The organism is Dichelobacter nodosus (assembly GCF_001263335.1).
Classification (GTDB): Bacteria; Pseudomonadota; Gammaproteobacteria; order Cardiobacteriales; family Cardiobacteriaceae; genus Dichelobacter; species Dichelobacter nodosus.
This window is the reverse complement of sequence record NZ_LGVW01000005.1, coordinates 1-21,192: the sequence shown is the minus strand read 5'-3', so window position 1 is coordinate 21,192 and position 21,192 is coordinate 1. Positions and strand designations below refer to the sequence as shown.

Here is a 21,192-nt window from a genome sequence, read left to right as displayed (position 1 = left end):
GATGAATCAATACTATCGAACAGAACCGGTGAACGTTTATCGTTTTGATGATGAAGATGCACCGCCGCTGAATGGTAATCCCGATTCGCTTTTAACGATTTTAAAAGCCTGTTTAGTCACTGGTTACGGCAAGCAAAAACCGCTTGGGTTTTCACTTGCTTTTGAAGATGAGCACGTGAAAGTATTCTGCCCAAAACCGCGCGGTTTAGAACCGCAGTGGTTTTTACGCGCCAGCGATGACAACGGCGCCTCAGCCAGATTACAAATTTATCTTGACATGACGGGGATTAATGACGGGCGCATCATGTGCGCGCCGCAAACACCTTATAAATATTCAAATAAAAACCGCACGGGCGAGTGGTTATTGGTTGGCAGCAGCCGTGGTTTTGTTTTTTTTGCGGTTTGCGGTTATACCGACGCCATCAACAAAGGCAGCTTTTGCGTCTGCGGCGACAGCAGCAAAAATGCAAAAGGCGAGCGCGCCGTTTATTTACACCACACCGGCGGCAGCTGGTCTGATTCAGATATTTACGGTATACGTCCGCCCACTTTTGATACGAGTACGCATATTGCCGGCTGTTTAGCGCGCGTTGACCAAAACAATAATTTTGTTGTGCGCAACGTTTATGCTTCGTGTGCGCTGGGCGCTGGTTTAGAGACCGTAGAAACGCATCTCGCACCGCTTTATGTTGCTGATAGCGAAAGCGTTTATTTAATCGCCGGCGTTTATTTATCGTCAAATACGCATGCAGCAAACAGTTATGACACCGTAAAACACGATGACGCGCAATTCATTGTGCACGCAAGTTCCGGCAGAGAGCGATGTCACGAACAGCTTTATGTACGTACTGATTTTTGGTATTACTAACATGATTTTATCGGATAAACATTATATTCCGCACGACACTGGGTTCATCGGCGGCACGCTCGGCGGTATTGTGACTGTTGCGCATATGCCGGCTGTGCAACCTGTTTTTTTGTTAGACAGCAAAACGCTGCAGATTGTCGCGCAAACGTACTCAAACCAAAACGGGCATTATTGTTTTACTTGTTTGCCGGCTGATAAATGTTATACGCTCTTTGCGCGCGACCGTTTCAAACGCTCAAGCTTGCGTCCGCCAGTTTGGGATTACATAACGCCGGTAAACAACATTACTTTACGCGAGCAATACGATTTTTTAAAAGCATACGATGAACAAGTATGATAATCAGCAGTTGCTTTAGTGCGCGAAACAGCGGCGCGGTCAACGTAAAACACTGCGCAACGCATCATGCAAAACCAGCGCCGGCGGTACATTGCGCGCCGGTGCGACATCATTCACCCGTCACGATTGCGCGCTGTTATTCTTATCAAGTCACGCCATTTTTACGCATCGCGTCCTGCGCCAGCGATAAAACGCAATTAGCCGCACCGGTTAAACGATGCCAGCCGGTTTTATTCGCGTTTTTCCCGTCGCTGAAAAACTGTTTTACCGCTGCATTCCCTGACGGCATCTCATTAAAAAATTGTATTGCTACGCCGATACTGCCGCCGGCAGCATTTAAAAACTGCATTGCCGCGCGCAGCAGCACGATGATATTTTTGCGCAATTGCAGTGCATCAGAATTTGCCGGTTATTCGCTCAAAAATTGCCGCGGTGTACGTTATCAAAAAGCCGTGCGTCCGCCTTGTTTGTTTTTCCCCGTACCACTGCCGCCACCACCGCCGCCGGAAGAAGCGCGCGATTTTTGTCGCCTGCTGCCGCCGGCATCACAATTGCCGCTGCATTTTTGGCAACAACCGCTCATCAGTGACACCGACGTTTTACCGCTGCCGTTTGCCTGCTGGGATAAACCGCTGTTCCCGTTCATTATTCCTGACCTTAAAACTTATATGATTCATAACACAATTAACGCTACTTTTGAAAATGAACCGCTGCATTTATTATCGCTGCGCCTGCAAACGGATATCAGCGCGTTTTGTTGGCAAGCCAGTTTTGATATCAGCGCCGATGATTTTGCCCGTTTGAATATTGATGGGCGCAAAAAAGGCGATGAAGCGGTGGTGTCTATTTTTATCAATCGTGAACGCTTTGATGTGATTGCTGAAGATTACAGCGATAATCGCCGCTTTATCGGCAATTCATATACGATTACAGGGCGCAGTATTACTGCGAGACTCGGCGCCGATTATGCCGCCGGCAAACACATGATTTATCAAGAAGCGCGTTATGCGCGACAAATCGCCGATGAACAATTGTATTTATTACCTTATGCAATTGCGGCGTGGGAATGCGTTGATTGGTTAATTCAAGGCAATCACTATGCGGTTAACGGGCAAACGCCGATTGCTGTTATTGCCGATATTGCATCAGCCGCCGGCGCTTTTGTCAGCAGTCACCCGTATTTACAGGAATTAAGCGTCAAACCGATTTGGCAAAAGGCGGCATGGGAAAATGTGCCGCCCAAACATACCGTTCCTGCTTCATTAATTTACAGCATCAGCGGTCGCAGAACGATTAAAGTACGCGCCAATGCCGTGCGCGTTGTCGGCAGCGGCATCAGTGCGCGCGGTTTTTTAGTCTATCGTGAAGCCAGTAATCAAATTCCGGAAGCCGCGGTTTTAAATCATGTGTTATATACTGAAGAGGCGGTCGCGCGTGCCGCCGGCATTCATGCTTTATCCGAAACCGGTATTCATAAAACCGAAACGGTGACCTTGCCGGTTGCCGATAAATATCAATTGCCGCGCGCCGAACTTGGCGATGTGTGGGCATTCAATGAAAACGGCGAGCAATTTCAAGGCGTGGTAAAAAGCGTTACGCTTACCGTTTCTCTTGAAAATGACGCGCCGGTGGTGACGCAAACTTTAGATGTTGACCGTTATCTCGATTTTTAGGTGTTTCCGTGGATATTTTAAAGCAGTTCAATGATTTAATTGCGCCGAAAAAACAACAAGCAGCGCGAGTTATCGCGCAAAAAGGCGCTGATGCGTGGGTTGCAGAAACGCCGGCGGGGTTAATTGTTGTTATCACCGGCACGACGCAAGTCGGTCAGCATGTTTATTATGATGATTATACGAAGCGCATCATCGGACAAGCGCCGGCGGTTGCTTGGACGGGTATTCCCGTGTAATTATTTAATGTATTTTATTGCATTTTTTTTCGCTGCATTGCTTCGTAAAAGCCCCACGCGAGACAGCGTTCAAAATCGGCGAGGTCAATATCGACAAGCAGCGGATTAATTATTAAAACTGCGATAAACGGGTTCTCCGGCGGAGCACCTTCGCCACCAACTATCGACCAACATTCTTTCGCAGTTCGGCTATGTAAGCAAACTGTAAAACGAATAACGTTATCAGAATATACTGCACCTCTTTTCCGCATACTTATCATAAAGTCAGCCATTTTGTTATAGCTTTTTATCAGATAGCACGAGTAATCATCATAAATATTAATAGTTTCACCGTTTTGCATGCGCTCAAACCAATCAATCATTGTTTCGATGACGCTATCTCTGACTTCATCGCGCGTGCTGATGTAAGTATGACCGGTGTTTACCGTAACGTGCTTAAAGTACTTCATATTTTACCTGCAAAAAATCAAGTTGCTGCTTCATAATATTAAATGGTTCTGTTTCTGCTTCGATTAACGTGCAGTCTTTTTCATGCTTAACGCATGCTAAGCCCGTTGTTCCGCTGCCGGCAAACATATCGCAAACTGTTGATACATTGAACGCGCCGATGATGTCATCAATCATTTGCTGATTTTTCTGATATCTGTAAACAATATCGCGTTTCGGCGCATCAAAAAACGTCGGATAATAATGCGTTTTAGTGTCGCTATATTGATCCGCGCGCGCAACTAGTCGTCTATCAAACGCTGATTTAACGCCGTGTTTTTTAAAATAAAAAATGTTGTTATGTAGATAATGCGGCATCGCATAGCTTCTTGATTCTTTCGGTTTACTTCTATTTGCGACTAAATCAAAACAAAAATCCATATCTAATTTTGGATAAAGTTCTAACACTTGACGCATTGATGCTATTAACACTAGATGCTCAAACTGATAGTTGCTTAAAATTTTATGCAACTTGCCTGCGCCCATATCAAACGGCGGGTCAGTGAAAATCATCTCAAAGCTGCCGCCGCGGTTTTCTGATTTATCATTGATTAATGTTATCATTTATGTGCCCCGTATATTTTCGCGGCAACCGCAGCCGGATTATTTTCAAAATTGCGCGGCATGCTTTTTATATAAAAGCTCTCGCTTTGCAAAACATAATCATTATTTTTATAAAAGTTATTATATTGTTCCGGTGTTAGTTGCTTGCGTAGTTCTGTTTGCAACAAACAATACAATTGCGCGCAGCGCCTGCCTACAAGCGAGTCATCAAATTTTGGTGAAAAATTAAAGTATTCTTTACGCGCGCGTTCTGCTTCTTTGCGCTCTTGTTCTTCTATTAATTTCTGTTGCTCTCGCGCTGCGATTTTTTTGCGCTCGAGCTCAACCTCTTTCGCAGTGTAAAAAAATAGTTCGATACCCTCGCCGCGCCCCTCGTGCCGCATTGATAAATCATTGAATTCACCACAATACGGGCAATGCGTCAACGTTGCTTTGAAAAATGTGTCGCAATAGCAGCAAATAGTTAAATCGCGGCGGCGGATTTCGCCCTGTTTTTTATTCCAATCAACATTGTCAGATGGCAAGCCGTGCTGAGCGACGGCGTGACCGCAAACGTCAATAATCAGCGCTTGCTTATTTTCGCGCGGTCTAAGCACACGCCCACACAGCTGACGATATAGCCCGAAACTATTTACTTTTCTGTTAATAATCAGTACGTCAGCATCTGGCACGTCGAAACCTTCATTAATCATATCAACCGCGACTAAAATTTGAACGTTCTTATTATCAAATTCATCTAATATTTTTTCGATATCGTACTGCGGCATTTTGCTATGAATAACCGCGGAAGAATATCCTGCTTTTGCGAGCTCATCTACTGAATAAATTGCGTTATCAATTCTCGGCTCAATAAGTATTGTTTGTTTTTTCTTGCAATATTTCCGCGCGACGTCGATTATTTCGGCGCCGCGGTCTCCTGCTTCTATGTCAGCGTCGCCGACCCATATTTCTATGTCAACGCCATTATCATAAATCACTTCACGGTCTTCTATTTTGTAATAGATGCATCGATATTGCGCTAAATATCCCTCGGCAATTAATCGTTCAGTACCATTTTCCTCATACCCTTCTGCCTGTATGATTTTGTCAAAAAAACCGCCGTACTGTTTGAGCATCGGCTGCCCGTCGCCGCGGCACGGCGTCGCGGTAAAACCAACGCAACGCACATTTAAACTGTCAGCGATATAAAACCATTTGTTATCCTCAGCGACGTGGTGCGCTTCATCAATTAATATTATCTTTGTGTTGTCATCTAACCCTTTGCCGCCGCGCTTTATTCTGCTGTTAATCGTATCAATCGATACAAGATAAATGCTCGCCGCCGGATTAATAAAATGCCTGCCTACTTTTGCAACGTTGTTTCGTGCGCATATTTTTTTAGTACTATTCGCGCCGATGATGCGGTGCTCTAATCCGCACATTGCGAGCTTTTCGCTCGCTTGTTTTATTAAGATATTGCGATGGCAAATAATCGCGGCGTGCTCATAATATTCTGCGAGCTTCGCAATTATTGGCGTTTTGCCGGCGCCAGTGTCTAATTGAACTAAATCGTCATCGCTTGAATTAATTACTTTGTCAAAGATTGACTGCTGATAGCTTCGTAAATTCATTCCGTCACCATTGTTATAAAGCCGCCGCACAGGCGGCTTTAGTCATTCTTAAATCTCTACGCCTAATTTATCAATCGCTGCCTGGCGAATTTTTACTTGCTCGTCGTAGCCTTCGTTACCCTCACCGATTTCATTTGCTTTTCGTGTCGCAACAATGAGCGTTTTTATTGCTTGCTCTTTTACTGCAGTTGATATGTCTCGCGTTTCAATCCAAAATTTTGAATGTTGCGCACATGATGCAGATTTCAAAAATAAATAGACGTCCTCATCAGCGCTTGCGTTTTCTAAAAATTTCCGACGAATATCTTCCGCCCATTTTTTTTGCTTCAATGTGCCTTTAAGCGCTGTTAAACCCAGCAGTTTCGCTGTTTGACGCCGCTCCGCCGTTTCTTTAATCACTTTTTTTCTATACGCTTCACGACGTTCTTCATACGTCAATGAATAAAAATATGAGTTATAACGGCTACGCAAATTATAATCATCTTCACAGTCTCGTATTGCACATAGCACGTCTCTTATAACTTTAAGTAATACGTCATCATCATCTAAATCATAGAGTTCTAAGCCAAGCTCGCCTGCTTTCACTCTAATGAATTCTCGTACATTTTCCAAATCAATTTTTCCGCTATCAACCATTTCTTCAACGTCGCTATCGTAGAAACTTCGCAAAGATTCATCAGATTGCATAAAATCGTAAACTTCTGTTACGAGCGGCATCGCGGCGATGAGCAATTTAATCGCTGTTACGTATGTTGTCTCATCGAAGCCTTCTATAATTCGGACTAATGCATGTGAAGCGTGGTAGCTAAGTTCTTCATTTAATATGTCGTTTGATGTGTCAATGGCGAGCTGTTTAACCATCGCGATTAATTCTTCAGCTTCCGCGGCGGTGCTCATTTTATGCCTGATTACGTTCTCATCTTCCTGCCGTTTAATAAAAACACTGTCGCCGTCGTACTCAACGATTACTGTTAATTCTCTGTCGCCTGCAAAATAAACGCTTATTAATTGCACAAAGCTCGAAATTTTCGGCGCGTCGTTTGAGCGCGTATCAATTTTGATATAGCCGCGTCTATAGTACTGTTTAGCTTCTAATTTGATGTCTTCAATTTTGTATGTTTTTTTAACTGTTTCTGTTGTCATTTTGCTTTTCCTTTTTTTGCGTTTTTGTTTTGATGTGCGTATTTTAAACATTATGTTTAAAATGTCAACGCTTTTTAAAAGTTTTTATTACTAAAATTCACGGCGCAAAAAAGCCAGCGCGTGGCTGGCTCGTGTTCTTTGCTTGCGATGGTTATGTATTGCGTTCCATGTAATTTGCTAGTATTTTATGGAATTGCGAAAGCATAGCGACGTAGTCATAATTTAAATACCATGAATTGATACGTCTTTCTTTATCTATTACGTCTTCAATAACATTAAATGCCCTCTTCGCCGCCTCGCCGGCTATGTCGCTGAACAGCTTGCCGAAAACTTCCGGCGACAAAGACACGGCTCTAACCCGTTTGCTGTATTCCTCGTGACGCGCGTCTGGTCTATCATTTGTCGCTGATTCGATAATGCAGCGATATAATTCTTTTGCAGTCGCCCGACCTAATCTGAAGACCTCGACTAATACGAACTTCTCAAAAGAGTCCCGTATAGGAAATGTGCTTTCGTCGTGTTTGTAGTCGTCGCCGAAAAATTTGCGCATAAAATCATCTTCAAATGTTATATCGTAATATGTCCCCTCGCGGCAGTTACTGAAAGACCAGTAAGTGACTTCACGTGTCGTGACATCGAACGGCGAGCGTATAATTTCACCGTTATCTTCGTGCTCAATCGCATAGCTAATATTGCCCGCGCATACTTTCCGATTATCTTCCTCGCCAGACATGTAAAGATAAGCGCCGTGGTCGTCAGTTATAACTACTTTAAATTTAGAAAAATCTTTCTCAGTTTTGATAATAGTTTCTGTTGTCATGTTACTTTCCCTTTTTAGTTTGTTTATATGCCGCGCGTCTCGCTTTCAACGATTTTGCACCAGCTCAATAAGTCATTTGTCGCGTCGTAAATTTCTTCGTAAGAGTACATAGCTATTCCCTTAAATTTTTTCGTTATGCAGCTGCATCACCGCTTCACGCACTTCATGCTCTAATTCTGCTGACAATTCTGGAATCGGCATCGGATAACCGTAAGCAAGAATGATAAACGCATCGACAACCGGTTCTAGCCATACCAAATCACGCCCGATGCGCCGCGGCGGCGGTAAACAACCGCCTGCCAATAAATCATGAAATTTCGTTCTTTTAACGCCAAGTCGCCGTGCGAATTCTTGGCGTGTGATATTTCTAATCATTGTGTTCACCGCCGGCGTTAAAACGGAACATTGTCGTCGACGAAATCGTCGCCGTCGCTTTCGCGCGCGTATTGATTCGCATAATTGCGCGCATTTTGTTTGCGCTGCGGTTTTTGTTGCGGTGCTCTATTGTTGCTTTGCACAGTACCCAGCATTTGCATTTCGTTGACGATGATTTCAGTGGTGTAGCGCTCAACGCCGCTTTGGTCTTGCCATTTGCGCGTTTCTAATCGCCCTTCAATATATAATTTGCTGCCTTTTCTGACGTATTGCCCGATGATTTCCGCGATGCGCCGATAAGCAACACAACGATGCCATTCTGTTTTTTCGCGTTTTTCGCCGGATTGTCGGTCGTTCCAACTCATGCTGGTTGCCAATGAAAAATTTGCCACTTGCTCGCCGTTGGTCATCACGCGCATATCAGGGTCTTTCCCCACATTGCCAATCAAAATTACTTTATTGATGCCTGCCATCATTGACTCCGATTAACCAATTTTCCAAAAAATGCTTTCTTTTTTCCGATACTTATCTAATTCAACGCCGGCGAGTTCTGGTATCTTGCTATAATCAACGGCACCTTTTCGCGTTACTTTTGTGCACGTCACGCCGCCGCCGGCGATTTTCTCGCGTCCAGTTTGTTCCGCTAACGCTTCAAGCTGCTTTTTCAAAAGCGTTTCGCGCTCTGATAATTCCGCAATTTGCTCACGAATGAGCAGCAACTCTTGCGCGTAATCATTCCAGCCTTCCGGCGCGTCTTCACTGTACGCTGCCAAATCACGCTCAAAAGCTGCCCAGCCATCGCGAATGCGCGCGAACCAAACGTTATCAGGCAATACTTCTACCGTTGCCATCACCGCCGCCGTGCCGTCGGAAACGGTGAACAAACATTTTTGAGCACCGGAGACTAAAAGCTGCTGTTGAATTTGCGCCAAATCATAATCTGCAACCGCACCGGCACGCGCTAACTCCAAGCGATTTTGCGCGCGTTTGCTGCCCGTGAAATGCTTATGCTCCCAAAGCGTTTCGCCGTCTAACGTTATGCCGTCATAACTTGCCGCGAGTTTTGTGCCGTCCAAAACTTCAACAACCGGCGCCAGTGCAATACCATATTGCTCTTCGATAATAGCGCGGGCGCTGTCTTCTGCTGCGTGCCCGTCGGCGAATATTTGACGTGTAAATGCATTTAACAATTCTTTGTAACCGTATTTCTTCTCTGATAAAACTGATTCTTTGCTGCGGTATGCGCCCTCGATTTCTAAAATTGCAGCAGCATCTGAGGCGGTAAAATGCTGATTCCGAAACGCTTTCCATTGTTCGCTACCTTGCTGCACGTCAATAATCATTGCAAACACTCCGCGCGCATTATTTGAATTTGCTCATTCGTTAACACCCAATTTTTCGCCGCCGCGCGTTTTGTTACCAGCGCGATGACGGCATCAAAATCAACGCCTTTTGCCACTTGATTTTTTAGATAAACTTTCAATTCTTGGAATTCTTTTTCCGGCACCGCTATTTTTGCCGCTTGTTTTTTGCTTGCCGCTTTTGTTTGCGGCGCGTCGTCGGCGTCTGGGTCACTTTCGCCTTCGATGCCGAACAAACCGCAAAGCGCATATTTACGCGCATACGATGAAGCCGCGCCGGTAATCTGCGCTGGGTCACTGCCTTTTTTCTCTTGCACTTCACGCGCGCAGGCGGTCACAATAATTTGCTCTTCGGGCTTTTCCGCATTTACTAACGTCGCTGTTGCTTCAACGTAATGACGACCGTCAATAAATAAAATCTTGTCGCTCATGAATAAATAGATGCCCAAGCTTTCAAGAATTGGTTTAATTGCCGCGAGAATGGTTTCTAAAGACCGGTATTTAAAGCCGGCGAATTTATTATCTAAATCCTTTTTTACCACTAATTTTGTTTGTGCTTCTGCCAGTTTTTGATAAATATTCATGATTCTGTCCTCAAATTATGATTAATTAATCAGCAAGATAAAAATAAATTTCAAGGTCGCCGTGTTCGCTAATGTGCACTTTCAGCTGAACTTGTTCGCTGATGCTCACAATTTCGAAATTCGGCGTTCCAATTTCATAACCAACGGTTGCAGCGAGTGTTCTTTCGCCTAAGCTGCCGCCGACGAGAACATAAATATCAATGAGTTGGCAGCGGTTTTCCGGTTTGTATTGCGCGCAAACAAACTGCAAGACATCTGTTTCGTTTTGCGTTTGCGGAAAGAATTCGTTGAATTTGATTTGAAAATAAGATGCGATTTCTATTTCATCTTTACGGTTATTAATAGAATTTGCGTACATTATTTATCTCCTCTGCGAGCGAATAACGCGCGGCAGGCGGCTTCTTCACCGTCAGCGCAGTAATCGGCAAGTTGTTGATAGGTCGGACGCGGCGCGCTATTTACTTCATAAAGCGCGGCATAGATAGCACTACGTGTGCAAGCGAATATATTTAAAAAGAGAAAAACACACAGAAAAATATTTGTGAGTAACCTATTGTTTTTTGTGAAGAATGTTGCCATTTTTTGCTCCGTATTCGTCGTTTGAATAGCACTCATGTTAAACGTTATGTTTAATAAATGCAACATTTTTAATTATTATTTTGTGTAAATTACGTTATGCTATGTTTTTATTACATAAAAAAACCGCCGAAATGGCGGTATTCACTCAAAATTTAAACAGTATGGGCAGAATATCAATTCATTTTTTCTTTTGTAATTTGCAGGCTTTGGCGATATTCAACGGCTTCTGCGGCTAATGTCCATTGCGCTTGTATTTTTTCCTCTTCTAAATAACGTTTAATTTCGTTTAGCGGCAGGCGGAAAAACTCTTTACGTTTGTTTACTTTATTCACAGCATAATCAGCAAAACGCTCATGCAAAGAGCTTTCAAGCGCTGGCGCATCAGCGCTATAAATCATGGCATGGACGTCGAAAGAAAATGGAACAGAAGCATCGCCAAGCTCTCTAACGCGGTCGAGCGGTTCAAGCCGTCGTGTCATACCAATTTTATAAACATCTTTCCCGAAACTTCCAATATTGCTGATGATATAAACGTGTCCGCTGCGTGTTTGTTGCGCCATCGATAGCGCTCTCTTTCCTTTAGTTTCGGCTTCTGCGAGTTTTGCTTGTAGGTTTTTTAATTGCGCTTCGTATTGCGCTTTTTGCTCCTCATTTGCCGCAAGCATTTCTTTTTGTAAGCGTTCAACCGCTTGTTTGGCAATAAGTTCTTCTCTTTCCGCTTCGCGTAGTGCGCGTTCAATTTCTTTTTGCGCTTGTGCGTCTTCACGCATTTTTTCTTTGATTGCGCGTTGCTCTTCAGCTTCCAATTCTTTAGCAGCTTGATATTGATAATATAATTTGCATTCTTTCATTTTTAACATGACGTATTGCGGCGTTAAACCAATTTCTAAAGAAACCAGCATTTTTTCTAAACTTTCAGCAAGTTGTTCAATCCGCGTCATTGTTGTTTCGTAGTTTCTGCTGTTTAGTTTTGCAAGAAGATAATCACATTCAGAGTTAAAACTGCGTACTAAAAGTTTTCCTTGCGCAGTCGCAACTTTTTTGTCGTAGGAACCGTCTCCGGTTAAAATAAAGTTTTCCGGAACGCGATAAGCGCTACCATCTTTAAGCATATTCTTTTGTTGCTGCCGATTGTCTTTTATCTGCTCTAAATAACCGCCGGCGGTGAATTCGGAATAACTCGGTAGTGGATAAAGCCCGTAATCGATGAAAAATTCAGCACCGCTATAAAGCGCTATCTTCGCCAAAATTGCTTTCCGCTGTTGCTCAATTCGTTCTATCGCCGCTTTTTCTTCCGCAAGTCGCGCATATTTCGCTTCAATTTCTTCCGAATGCTGTTTAATTTCTTGTAAACGTTGCGTTTCATGATTAATAGCAGATAGCTCATCACGCGCATCTTTCTCTTCTTGCCTTGCTTCTTTTATTTTCTGGTGTAGCGATGATAGATATTGGTTTAAGTGGTCTTCTTGCTCTTCTAATGCTTCGATATCTTCCGTGAGTTTTTTATAAACTCTGCTTTTTTTGAAAATAAAAAAACCGATTTTCGGCGCCGAAATAATAAAAAGCACAAGAAAAGCGAAAACAATAAAGGCGAAAATTTCGGGCACTATTTAATCCTCATTTTTCAATAATGCTTGTTTTATTTTATTTCGTTGTGCGCATCGCCGCGCCAGCGCTGCCTTGCCACGTTCCACCCACTCTTTAAACAGCGCTTTATCTTTTTTGGTCACCACAATCACAACATCACCTGATAAGTAAAAACGCGCCCGATAATTTCAATATTTTCAGGGCGCACGAGCTCGTCTTTATATTCTTCTTGGTTGAAACTACTGATTCTAATCATGCCGTTGGGCGCGTGATATAAGCGTTTGACGCGGAATAAATCATCTTGCCGGATTGCGTAAATATCGCCTTCTTTAAGCACGGTATCGGCTTTATTGATGCCAAGCGTCGAGCCTTTGGGGATAACGGGCTCCATGCTGTTGCCGGTGAGCGTAACGCAAAATGCTTGGTCAAGCGGAACGCCGTAACGGTGTAACGTTGATTTCGCAAACGGCAGGCGGAAACCGTTGTAATCTTGCATTTCGCAGCAACCTGTGCCGCCTTGAAATTCAACATCTTTGAAAAACGGCAAATAAGCATATTCATCTTCAGGCAACGGGTCGTTACTACTCCAAAGCCGGAATTTGCCCATTGTGCCGATATCACTTTCAATAGCTTGTTTCTTTAATTCTTTTTCGAAATCTTTATATTCCAAATCAATACTTGAAACGCCTAACGCGTTAGCCAAATCTTGCAAAAAACGTGGTCGCAGCGTCAAACCTGCTTCAATTTTTTGAATCGCAGCTTGTGATTTGCCAATTTTTTCGGCGAGTTGGTCTTGTGACAGATTATTCAATTCGCGCAATATTTTTACGTTGCTAGCTAGACTGACTTCAGATTTATTATTTGTGCGTCTTTGTACGCCGTCGATGATGTAGCCCATATCGATACCAAATTCTCTTTCAGCTTTTAACACGCCAGATTTTGATACGCCGCGCGTCCCCCAATTGGTAACAACTTGTGGCGTGGTATCTAGCGCTTTTGCTAATTCGCTTGGAGATAGTTGTGTCGCTCTTAATAAGCGCTCCAGCGATGGGTGTAGCGTCTTCATTTCACTCCTCATTTTGTTGCTCACATTAATCAATTTCAGTCTTATTTTACACAAAAAGTGGACAATGTGTTACACGGCTCGCGTATTTTGTTTGTGTATCATACACATTTGTTTTATAATAAATTACACATTTATGGGAGATTGGTATGACTGACAGTGAATTAATAACGAAATTGGGCGGCGCAACCGCATTAGCACGCAAATTAGGCACGACGCCGCAGGCAGTGTGTAACTGGAGAACGCGGGGCATACCCGCAAGAATAAAACTGGAATATCAAGAGCTCTTTGAGAAGGCAGCAAAAAACGAAAAGAGCAAATAATTCGGGATAAAAAAAAGCCCAGTTGAAAAACTGGGCTCTACAAAACACCAAAAGGTCAAACAAAATAAATAGGTATTTATTATGGCACATGTTGAAACAAAAAAGCAAGCACGCGTTACGCAAAAGCGATTAATTGCAGCGCATCTCAAAAAGCACGGCTCAATTTCGTCGTGGGAAGCAATTGAGCTTTATCACTGCACGCGTCTTGGCGCGTACATTTACGAGCTTCGAGAAAGCGGCTGGGATATTTCAACACTGCGAAAAACATTTACGAGCAGCGTTACTGGCAACAGCGGCGTATATGCGCTTTATCTTTTAAACGAATCAAACGAATTGGGGGAATAAATGAGTCTGAAATATATGGTTGATGCGCTCGCCATTAAGGTTGGTAACCCATTGCGCAAATTAGTGTTAGTCAAGCTCGCTGACAACGCAAACGATGACGGCGAATGCTGGCCATCATATCAAAAAATCGCAGATACATGCGAAATCAGTCGTCGCTCTGCGATAAATCACATTAAATGGCTGGAAGAGCACGGCTTTTTAATATCGTGCGCTAGAAAAGATGCTGACGGCATGAATCGTACAAATATTTACAAACTCACCATCGCGGAAGGCAAAAATGCTGACAAAAACGATGGTGGAAACGATGGTGGAAACGATGGTGGTCAAGATTCACTGCATAGCGAACAGGATTCATTGTGTAGTGAATCTATCGCATCGGGTAGTGAATCTATCGCATCGGGTAGTGAATCTAATGACGCGAAGGTGGTGCAGCAGCTGCACCCAGAACCAGTCAATAAGAACCTATCAAAGAACCAGTCAAGGAACCATGAGTCGCGCGCGAACGCGCGCATGCGCGAAGCCCAAAACTTCGACCCAATTTCTGCTTTGAAAGCCGAGGGTGTGAGCGAGGAAAAAATCCGTGATTGGTTAGCTATTCGTGAGACTAAAGGCGCCAAAGGCTTAACAGCCCGCAGTTATCAAGCAATCATGAGCGAAATCGAAAAAGCAGGTTTGTCGGCGATTGAATTCGTTGATTTGGCGCTGTTCAAAGGCTGGCGCGGTTTCGGCGCCAATTGGAATTGGCAGGCATCGTTTGAGGAAATGAAGCGGCAACAGCGCGGCGATGCGCAAACGCAGCGCAGTGATTGGCAATCGCAATTCCCGTCAATAATAGAACTCCATAAAGGCGGCACGCCGGACGAGCTAATTCCTTGGATTAAAAGGTGAAAACATGGAAACAGCACAAGATATTGTTGCGCGTATTATCGAAGAGCTAGATAGCGTAGACGAAATTGATTGCCCGAAGCACGGCAAACAAAAAAGCAGTAACGGGCAATGCTGGGCGTGTATTCGCGAAAGTATCGAGAAAGAAAAAGCAGAGGCAGCAAAACAAGCAGCATTGACGGCAAGAGCAGCGCTGTTGAGCAAAAGCGGTATCCCGCGGCGGTTTATGCATGCTAGTTTCGATAATTACTGCGTTGATAAAACGATTAAGCAACAGCAGCGCGCTTACGCCATTGCACGCCATTATGCTGAAAATTACGATGACAGCATGGATATCGGTCGCAGTATCATCATGACCGGCGCCGTTGGCACGGGGAAAACGCATTTAGCAGTCGCAATCGCACAAAGCGCCTTGGCACGCGGTAAAAGCGTTTGTTTTACAAGCGTACAAAAGTTGATTAGAAGCATTACAGATACGTACAGCAGAGACGCAGAGCAGCGCGAAAAAGACGTTTTTTCAGCTTATCGCGCAGTTTATTTGCTTATTTTGGACGAAGCAGGTTTGCAGCGTGGCACAGAAAACGAACGCAATATCATAACTGAAGTGATAAGCGACAGGTACAACGACCAAAAGCCGACAATTATCACAAGCAATTTACCGCTTGAGCGCTTAAAAGATTACTTAACAGAACGCGCTGTTGACCGGCTTTTACACGGTGGCGTATTGCTTGAGATGACGTGGGACAGTTACCGCCGGCGGGGGGATTTATGATGGCACTTGACAACGGGAAACGGGTTAGTAATACTGGAGTCCTCTCAAAAACCAACAGCGGACTTCCGCACCCGTCAAACGCGGTTTTTTTATGCCTATTTCTAGGAAAGCCTAATAATGGCGGGACGATAGCGAAGGAATATAACACCTTCGGGGAATACTTTGCAGCGGAAACTGTTGGTTCCGAGAGTGAGTCCCGCCGCCCTCAAAAAAAGCGGCTCCTCATAATCCAACAGGAGACTGCACATGTCTAATCTTCAGGCTGAGCCTTTATCTATTCTCAATAAAGCAATTAATGTTTTTGAGAACCTCTATTCTTTAAACGATTTACACAAAGCCAGCGGTGGCGCAAACAAAGACCGCCCAACCTTCTTTTTACAAAATAAAGAAACACAAGCGTTAATCGCTGAAATTGAAAGAGAAAATTATAATGCTTGTAATCCAACATTTAAAAATGAAAGCGGAAATCATAATGTTGGTGTTCCAACATTTAAAGCGGGTGAATTTAGCGAAAATATGACGCAAGTCATTGATTTTCCCGTGAGCCTCAAGTTGAGGCTCTCGAAGAAAAACTTTGCGTTCTTGACTTTTCAACGCACGCTCAGCGATAATCGAGTTGCCGCAGCAATATCTGCGGTCGAGATTAGCCTCTCGTTGATACGAAAGCGTGTGCAGCGCTTCTACCGCGCTATTTTTATGCCTCAAATTTGTTATGGCGGCATACGTAGGAGAACCGCAAGGTTCGCCGTTTCTTTCGTAGCGGCAAGGCTAATCCTGCGTATGCTGTCGCCCTCTTATTTAGCCTTAACGGCGGCAGTCAATCCAAAATTACGAAAGGAGACTGCAAATGTCTAATCTTCAGGCTGAGCCTTTATCTTTTAATCACGTTATTTTCAAACCTGTCGAACTAAACGATGACCAGATTTGGTTAACCGCAACGCAATTAGCGCAAGCTTTGGGGTATAAGCGGGTGAATGCCGTAACTCAGGTTTATCACCGCAACGCGGATGAATTTAGCGAAAATATGACGCAAGTCATTGATTTTCTCGAGAACGTCAAATTGACGTTCTCGGATAAAACTAAAAAAAACTTCGAGACCGTCAACTTGACCGCCACGGACAAAGCAGAATATTTAACAAACAAAACCCGTATTTTTTCGCTGCGCGGTTGTCATCTTGTCGCGCTTTTTAGCCGAACTAAAAATGCTAAAGATTTTCGCAAATGGGTTTTAGATATTCTAGACCGAGAAATAAAAACGAACGCTTCTATTACTATCAATACTGAGCAACAGCGCATTATTCAAGAGGCGGTGAACGCTAAAGCGCAGCGCGACGGCGTCAGTCATCACAGCATCTATCATGATTTAAAAACGCGTTACCGCATTCCGCGTTATAACGAATTACCGGCGGAACTATTCCAAGATTGTTTAGCGTGGCTCGGTGGTTATCACATCGAATATAAAAACAGCAATTTTGAATATCGGAAAGAACGTGCGTTTGCTGTTGGGATCATGGAGCACGTTGCTCTTGCTTTCGAAGAGCAAGACGAAGAGTTGCATGACTTGTGGACTAAAACCACATGTTTATGCCTTGCCTTGCGGCAAATTGAGAAGCAAGCGGAAGAATTGCGGCGCGGCTTGCAAAAAACAATTCAAGGAAACTGCGCCGAAGCTCATGTCGGTTTGCGTGCAGCGCAATCGTATTTGAAGTTCCCGACAGAGGTAATCAATGAAGGGCGTGAAGCCGCGCGTTCGTGTCTTCGCCGCAAAAAAATGGAAGGTGAAAAATGAGCGTCGTCATGCTAAAGGCGTGGTACCGCGCATTATTCATGCAATTATTAGCGCTGCAAGGCATTGAGATTGCGCAATATGCAATACAGCGGCTCGAATATATGATTGCGCGCGAGCCGTATTACGTGCAAACCGCTTATTACCAAGCCGTTTGTGCTATCGCTACTACAATGAAACAAATAAAAAATGCGGATAAGCTAAATATTTGTATCGGTATTTATGAGATTGGCGTCGATAAAGTTAAGGTGCTGCTGCGCTACGGCGTGCTTCATGCTTTTGTTGCACGCGACAATGATTTTTGTCGTTCAGCAAAATACGAGCAGCTGTTATTGGGGCGAACGCGACGCACAAAAAAACAAGTTGATATGGGGTTGGTCGTCCAACCCCTGCCGGCTGGCTGGCGCGTGAGGTGGTAACGATGAGCGTACATACTTTTAAAGCGTTGTTGCCGATGCCGCCGAGCGTCAATCATTATTACCGCCGGCGCGGTAGTCATGTTTATTTAAGCGATGAGGCGCGCGTTTTCCGCCGCGACGTGATTTTGAAAACGATTGGCAAAATTCCGAATAAAAATAAGCGGTGGTTCGGCAAAGAGCAGCGCTTAGCGATGACGGTCACTTTATATCCGACAAACCGCCGTTCGTTTGATATCGATAATCGTTTAAAAGCATTGCTAGACGTGTTGCAAGAAATCGGCGTTTATCACAACGATAACCAAATTGATGATTTGCGCGTGGTGCGCGGTGCGGTGGTTAAACGTGAGCTTGGATTTTGTGTCGTCGAGGTGAAGCCATGTTGATTGAAGAGCTTTTGGTGGCGTGGGGGAAATGGAGTCGAAAAGATGTTTTGCCGGCGCGCCCTCGGTGTTTTATCGCCGCGTTTTGCCGCGGCTCGGTACGCGATGCTGATGATCCGGTTGAATTAGATGATGAAGCATGTGAGCAAATTAATGAAGGGCTTATGGTATTACGCGGCAATCATCAGCGCATTCATGACGTGCTGATAAGCCGTTATCTTTATAACGAATATAACGATAAAGCCGTGGCGAAAAGGCACGGGATATCAGAAAGCACGGTGAAAGATTACCGCCGGCGGGGGCATTTATTTTTAGAAGGTTGGTTATGCAGCTGTTCGCAGCGGAGTGAATAATGTTATACCCGAGTAAGCACGACCACCCAGATAGAACCGTATTTTATGCGAGCTTTATCATGCTGCGCGCATTAAAAAATGAGGGCGCTATTTCTTATAACGATTTATTCCGGTTTGTCCGAAAAGAAATTAAAAACGGGCATTATTTGTTTTTCAATGCATTACATTTCTTATTTTTGATGGGATTCGTTTCTTACCAAAAGCAAACCGGTTTACTGATATATCAGGTGAAAAAATGACGGAATTTGTTGAACGCTTAGTTGAAATTGGCTGTGAATTAACGCGGCTGCACAAAAAAGAATATGCGCTCAGAAAAAGCATTTCAGATATTGAACAAGCAATTAACGAAACAGAAAACGCAGTCTTGGATTCGATAGGAACGAGAGAATCTAACGGTATTAAATGCGACCCTGCCGAAATGAGCGCATTTTTTGAAAACCATAAACTCTTGACGTTTGAACGCGTTATTAAAAGCTATGAAGAGCTCATCGAGTTTTACAAAGAAACGAGCAAAGAACGCAACGATGCGCTCAAAGAGCAGCTCGCTGAAGATAAAGCAGAACTTGAGCAGATAAACGAGCGTTTGCAGCTCGTGAATAAAGAACGCGACGCGCTTTTGGCGCAGCTAAACGATGGTACATAAAGCTATTATTGCAAATTTTTAATTGAAAAGATAACTTAATTTGTGATATTATAATCAATGTAGAATTTACTCTCTACAAAATGTTTAAAACAGTCATAAACGAACAACTAACGGTACGAAACGCGAGAGCGTAATTTGACCGTTGGTTATGATTGTTTTAAACATAAAAAACTCCTTGCCATACGGCATGAGGCGTACAAAAGGACTACCCGCCCTTTTGTACTGATTTTTGGGGTCATTTACTGACTGTTGGTAGCAATCAGTAAATTGTTCTATGGAAATACTGTCCGTATTCCTAAAGCGGTTACTTTTGTGACCGCTTTTTTATTTTCTGTTTTTCATTTCAAGCTTATTTCTCCTTTACTTTGAATTTGACCGTTAAACGGCGTTTTAAGCGTTCGGTTACGTCAAAAACTTGCAAAAATGCCAATTCGCGCAATTCCGCAAGTTTTAAGTGGTGAAATTTGAAATATTTTAATAATCAGCTTGACGCTTATTTAATCTTCAATACCAAGACGCTTCCGTGTTTTTGCTTTTAATTCGTCACAATAATCTGCCCACGCCTGCATCATTTCGCGGCGCTGCGTCAAATATTCAGCGTGATTATACGCTGATGAAACACTGCTTCGCTGCCAATGCGCTAATTGGAAATCAACAATATGACTATCCCAGCCTAATTCGTTTAATAACGTTGCTGCTGTACCGCGGAAGCCGTGCCCGACCATTTCGTCGTGTCCAAAGCCCAAAGTGCGCAATGCGGAGCCAATCGTATTTACACTAATCGGTTGCCGTGGATTGCGCACGCCGCAAAATACTAAATCACTACAACGTAACTGTTCGGCTTGGCGTAATATTGCGATGGCTTGCGTTGAAAGCGGCACCAAATGGGCGCGTCTCATCTTGATTTTTTCGGCGGGAATGCACCACAGCGCGCGCTCAAAATCGACTTCTTGCCAAACCATTCGCCGCAATTCAATTTGTCGGCAAAAAACCAGCGGCAGAAATTTCAGTGCCAAATAAACTTGCCAGCGTCCATTGAAATAATCGATTGCGTGCAATAACTCTCCAAAACGGGCGGGGTTCGTGATACGCGGATAATTTTGTGCTGGTTTCTTTTTTACTGTTCCCCGTATTTCCAGAATCGGGTTGGCAATTTTCAACCCAGTTTTTAAGCGCACCGTTTTGTAAAGTTCGCCGGCGAGGTCTTGCACGCGGATTGCCGTGTAATTTTTACCGCCATTATCTAACCAATTAATCAAAGCCCGCCATTCGTCTTCACTGACTTCCGCTAAAGCACGCGCGCCAAACCGCGATAACACATGATTGCTTAAGCGACTGCGGCAGCTTTCCAAGTAACTTGCGCTACAATATTTTGCTTTCTCAGATAGCAACAATTCTACCGCTTCGGCAACCGTGACGCCGTCTTGTTTTTTATGACGTTCGACATGTTGCGCATGTGGGTCAACGCCGCGCTCAATTTGCTCACGGTACAGCAAAACGATTTGACGCGCTTCTGATAATGAAACCGCGGGATATTTGCCCAGCGCTAATTCACGCCGCTTGCCTGCTAAGACGTAACGCATACGCCACAAAATACTACCGTTTGGCATCACCACGGCAAACAAACCATGGCTATCGGCGATTTTGTACTTCTTTTCTGTCGGTTTTAACTTTCTTAATTTTGCATCAGATAACATGTTGGGGCTCAAAAATAATTTAATAGGTGAACCCCTATATTAAACCCCTACATTGTGCGCGGATTCAAGCGGTAGCTAACGAACACTAATGAACAAACATTACCAAAAAAACTCTTATAAAAAAACAGGTTGCGACACTTAATGAACACAAACGGTTGTGATATTGATGCCCACATCATGCACACGGGTAAACTCACTTGTCAGCAACGCGCGAACCTTAATCTTAACGATAAATCGCGCGCTTTTAAACGGCATTTCAAATCACTTCAGGCTTTGTGGCAAATCATCGCGCACCCCGCGCGT

30 protein-coding genes are annotated in these 21,192 nt (G+C 44.0%); 15 read left to right on the top strand and 15 right to left on the bottom strand.

What is annotated here, in order from left to right:
• Position 1: 1 nt before the first annotated feature.
• From AKG33_RS00165 to AKG33_RS00150, 4 genes are read left to right on the top strand one after another with little or no spacing between them, the layout of a single operon-like run.
• Positions 2–868, top strand: a complete 867-nt coding sequence (locus AKG33_RS00165) for a hypothetical protein (RefSeq protein WP_050707756.1) — start codon at positions 2–4, stop codon at positions 866–868.
• Positions 840–1,205 (top strand): hypothetical protein, encoded by a 366-nt coding sequence (locus tag AKG33_RS00160; RefSeq protein ID WP_050707755.1) that lies wholly within the window; start codon positions 840–842, stop codon positions 1,203–1,205. Before AKG33_RS00165 ends, AKG33_RS00160 begins: the two co-directional genes overlap by 29 nt.
• Positions 1,202–2,878, top strand: a complete 1,677-nt coding sequence (locus AKG33_RS00155) for a hypothetical protein (protein ID WP_050707754.1) — start codon at positions 1,202–1,204, stop codon at positions 2,876–2,878. Before AKG33_RS00160 ends, AKG33_RS00155 begins: the two co-directional genes overlap by 4 nt.
• A gap of 8 nt (positions 2,879–2,886) precedes the next feature.
• A complete protein-coding gene (locus AKG33_RS00150; RefSeq protein ID WP_012031089.1) occupies positions 2,887–3,114 on the top strand; it encodes a hypothetical protein in 228 nt (75 codons plus the stop codon).
• 14 nt (positions 3,115–3,128) lie between these two features.
• On the opposite strand, the gene AKG33_RS00145 is transcribed toward AKG33_RS00150, so the two are convergent.
• From AKG33_RS00145 to AKG33_RS00085, 14 genes are all read right to left on the bottom strand, one after another.
• Positions 3,129–3,563, bottom strand: coding sequence for a hypothetical protein (locus AKG33_RS00145; RefSeq protein ID WP_049752493.1), 435 nt, complete (start codon positions 3,561–3,563; stop codon positions 3,129–3,131).
• Complete coding sequence (locus AKG33_RS00140) at positions 3,550–4,164, bottom strand: DNA methyltransferase (RefSeq protein WP_041729532.1); 615 nt, start codon at positions 4,162–4,164, stop codon at positions 3,550–3,552. Before AKG33_RS00140 ends, AKG33_RS00145 begins: the two co-directional genes overlap by 14 nt.
• Positions 4,161–5,774, bottom strand: a complete 1,614-nt coding sequence (locus AKG33_RS00135) for a DEAD/DEAH box helicase (RefSeq protein ID WP_012031091.1) — start codon at positions 5,772–5,774, stop codon at positions 4,161–4,163. The genes AKG33_RS00140 and AKG33_RS00135 overlap by 4 nt, the downstream gene beginning before the upstream one ends.
• A gap of 48 nt (positions 5,775–5,822) precedes the next feature.
• Positions 5,823–6,917, bottom strand: coding sequence for a hypothetical protein (locus AKG33_RS00130; protein ID WP_012031092.1), 1,095 nt, complete (start codon positions 6,915–6,917; stop codon positions 5,823–5,825).
• Between the two features lie 151 nt (positions 6,918–7,068).
• Positions 7,069–7,737 carry a hypothetical protein gene (locus tag AKG33_RS00125; protein ID WP_012031093.1) on the bottom strand — a complete coding sequence of 223 codons (669 nt, stop codon included), beginning with the start codon at positions 7,735–7,737 and terminating at the stop codon, positions 7,069–7,071.
• Between the two features lie 120 nt (positions 7,738–7,857).
• Positions 7,858–8,112: a hypothetical protein gene (locus AKG33_RS00120; protein ID WP_012031094.1), complete on the bottom strand. Its 255-nt coding sequence runs from the start codon at positions 8,110–8,112 to the stop codon at positions 7,858–7,860.
• Between the two features lie 17 nt (positions 8,113–8,129).
• Positions 8,130–8,585 (bottom strand): single-stranded DNA-binding protein, encoded by a 456-nt coding sequence (gene ssb, locus AKG33_RS00115; protein ID WP_012031095.1) that lies wholly within the window; start codon positions 8,583–8,585, stop codon positions 8,130–8,132.
• A gap of 12 nt (positions 8,586–8,597) precedes the next feature.
• Positions 8,598–9,455 (bottom strand): YqaJ viral recombinase family protein, encoded by an 858-nt coding sequence (locus tag AKG33_RS00110; protein WP_012031096.1) that lies wholly within the window; start codon positions 9,453–9,455, stop codon positions 8,598–8,600.
• A complete protein-coding gene (locus tag AKG33_RS00105) occupies positions 9,452–10,057 on the bottom strand; it encodes an ERF family protein (protein ID WP_012031097.1) in 606 nt (201 codons plus the stop codon). The genes AKG33_RS00110 and AKG33_RS00105 overlap by 4 nt, the downstream gene beginning before the upstream one ends.
• Before the next feature lie 25 nt (positions 10,058–10,082).
• Positions 10,083–10,415 carry a hypothetical protein gene (locus AKG33_RS00100; protein WP_012031098.1) on the bottom strand — a complete coding sequence of 111 codons (333 nt, stop codon included), beginning with the start codon at positions 10,413–10,415 and terminating at the stop codon, positions 10,083–10,085.
• Complete coding sequence (locus AKG33_RS00095) at positions 10,415–10,672, bottom strand: hypothetical protein (protein ID WP_152907699.1); 258 nt, start codon at positions 10,670–10,672, stop codon at positions 10,415–10,417. The genes AKG33_RS00100 and AKG33_RS00095 overlap by 1 nt, the downstream gene beginning before the upstream one ends.
• A 137-nt stretch (positions 10,673–10,809) precedes the next feature.
• Positions 10,810–12,243, bottom strand: coding sequence for a DUF4041 domain-containing protein (locus AKG33_RS00090; RefSeq protein WP_012031100.1), 1,434 nt, complete (start codon positions 12,241–12,243; stop codon positions 10,810–10,812).
• Positions 12,244–12,246: 3 nt separating this feature from the next.
• Positions 12,247–12,369, bottom strand: coding sequence for a hypothetical protein (locus AKG33_RS07550; protein WP_266105209.1), 123 nt, complete (start codon positions 12,367–12,369; stop codon positions 12,247–12,249).
• Between the two features lie 2 nt (positions 12,370–12,371).
• Entirely contained in the window at positions 12,372–13,289 is a 918-nt protein-coding gene (locus AKG33_RS00085; protein ID WP_012031101.1) for an XRE family transcriptional regulator, read from the bottom strand.
• 146 nt (positions 13,290–13,435) lie between these two features.
• On the opposite strand from AKG33_RS00085, the gene AKG33_RS07095 reads away from it, so the two are divergent.
• The 11 genes from AKG33_RS07095 (at position 13,436) to AKG33_RS00030 (ending at position 19,192) form a co-directional block, all read left to right on the top strand.
• A complete protein-coding gene (locus tag AKG33_RS07095) occupies positions 13,436–13,609 on the top strand; it encodes a carph-isopro domain-containing protein (RefSeq protein ID WP_081423590.1) in 174 nt (57 codons plus the stop codon).
• An 81-nt stretch (positions 13,610–13,690) separates the two neighbouring features.
• On the top strand, positions 13,691–13,954 hold the full coding sequence (locus AKG33_RS00080) for a helix-turn-helix domain-containing protein (protein WP_012031102.1): 264 nt from the start codon (positions 13,691–13,693) through the stop codon (positions 13,952–13,954).
• A 15-nt stretch (positions 13,955–13,969) separates the two neighbouring features.
• Positions 13,970–14,842, top strand: coding sequence for a helix-turn-helix domain-containing protein (locus AKG33_RS00075; protein WP_161802442.1), 873 nt, complete (start codon positions 13,970–13,972; stop codon positions 14,840–14,842).
• A gap of 4 nt (positions 14,843–14,846) precedes the next feature.
• Positions 14,847–15,611 (top strand): ATP-binding protein, encoded by a 765-nt coding sequence (locus AKG33_RS00070; protein WP_012031104.1) that lies wholly within the window; start codon positions 14,847–14,849, stop codon positions 15,609–15,611.
• 246 nt (positions 15,612–15,857) lie between these two features.
• Entirely contained in the window at positions 15,858–16,466 is a 609-nt protein-coding gene (locus AKG33_RS00060; RefSeq protein WP_050707750.1) for a KilA-N domain-containing protein, read from the top strand.
• Positions 16,459–17,400, top strand: a complete 942-nt coding sequence (locus tag AKG33_RS00055) for a BRO-N domain-containing protein (RefSeq protein WP_050707749.1) — start codon at positions 16,459–16,461, stop codon at positions 17,398–17,400. Before AKG33_RS00060 ends, AKG33_RS00055 begins: the two co-directional genes overlap by 8 nt.
• Positions 17,397–17,816 (top strand): hypothetical protein, encoded by a 420-nt coding sequence (locus AKG33_RS00050; RefSeq protein ID WP_050707748.1) that lies wholly within the window; start codon positions 17,397–17,399, stop codon positions 17,814–17,816. The genes AKG33_RS00055 and AKG33_RS00050 overlap by 4 nt, the downstream gene beginning before the upstream one ends.
• A gap of 2 nt (positions 17,817–17,818) precedes the next feature.
• Positions 17,819–18,199 carry a RusA family crossover junction endodeoxyribonuclease gene (locus AKG33_RS00045; RefSeq protein WP_050707747.1) on the top strand — a complete coding sequence of 127 codons (381 nt, stop codon included), beginning with the start codon at positions 17,819–17,821 and terminating at the stop codon, positions 18,197–18,199.
• Entirely contained in the window at positions 18,193–18,549 is a 357-nt protein-coding gene (locus AKG33_RS00040; protein WP_050707746.1) for an antiterminator Q family protein, read from the top strand. Before AKG33_RS00045 ends, AKG33_RS00040 begins: the two co-directional genes overlap by 7 nt.
• Positions 18,549–18,788, top strand: a complete 240-nt coding sequence (locus tag AKG33_RS07585) for an ABC-three component system middle component 8 (protein ID WP_050707745.1) — start codon at positions 18,549–18,551, stop codon at positions 18,786–18,788. Before AKG33_RS00040 ends, AKG33_RS07585 begins: the two co-directional genes overlap by 1 nt.
• Entirely contained in the window at positions 18,785–19,192 is a 408-nt protein-coding gene (locus tag AKG33_RS00030) for a hypothetical protein (RefSeq protein ID WP_050707744.1), read from the top strand. Before AKG33_RS07585 ends, AKG33_RS00030 begins: the two co-directional genes overlap by 4 nt.
• 497 nt (positions 19,193–19,689) lie before the next feature.
• Here the strand turns inward: AKG33_RS00030 and AKG33_RS00025 are convergent, their stop codons facing one another.
• Positions 19,690–20,889 carry a tyrosine-type recombinase/integrase gene (locus tag AKG33_RS00025; protein ID WP_012031109.1) on the bottom strand — a complete coding sequence of 400 codons (1,200 nt, stop codon included), beginning with the start codon at positions 20,887–20,889 and terminating at the stop codon, positions 19,690–19,692.
• Positions 20,890–21,192: the final 303 nt, after the last annotated feature.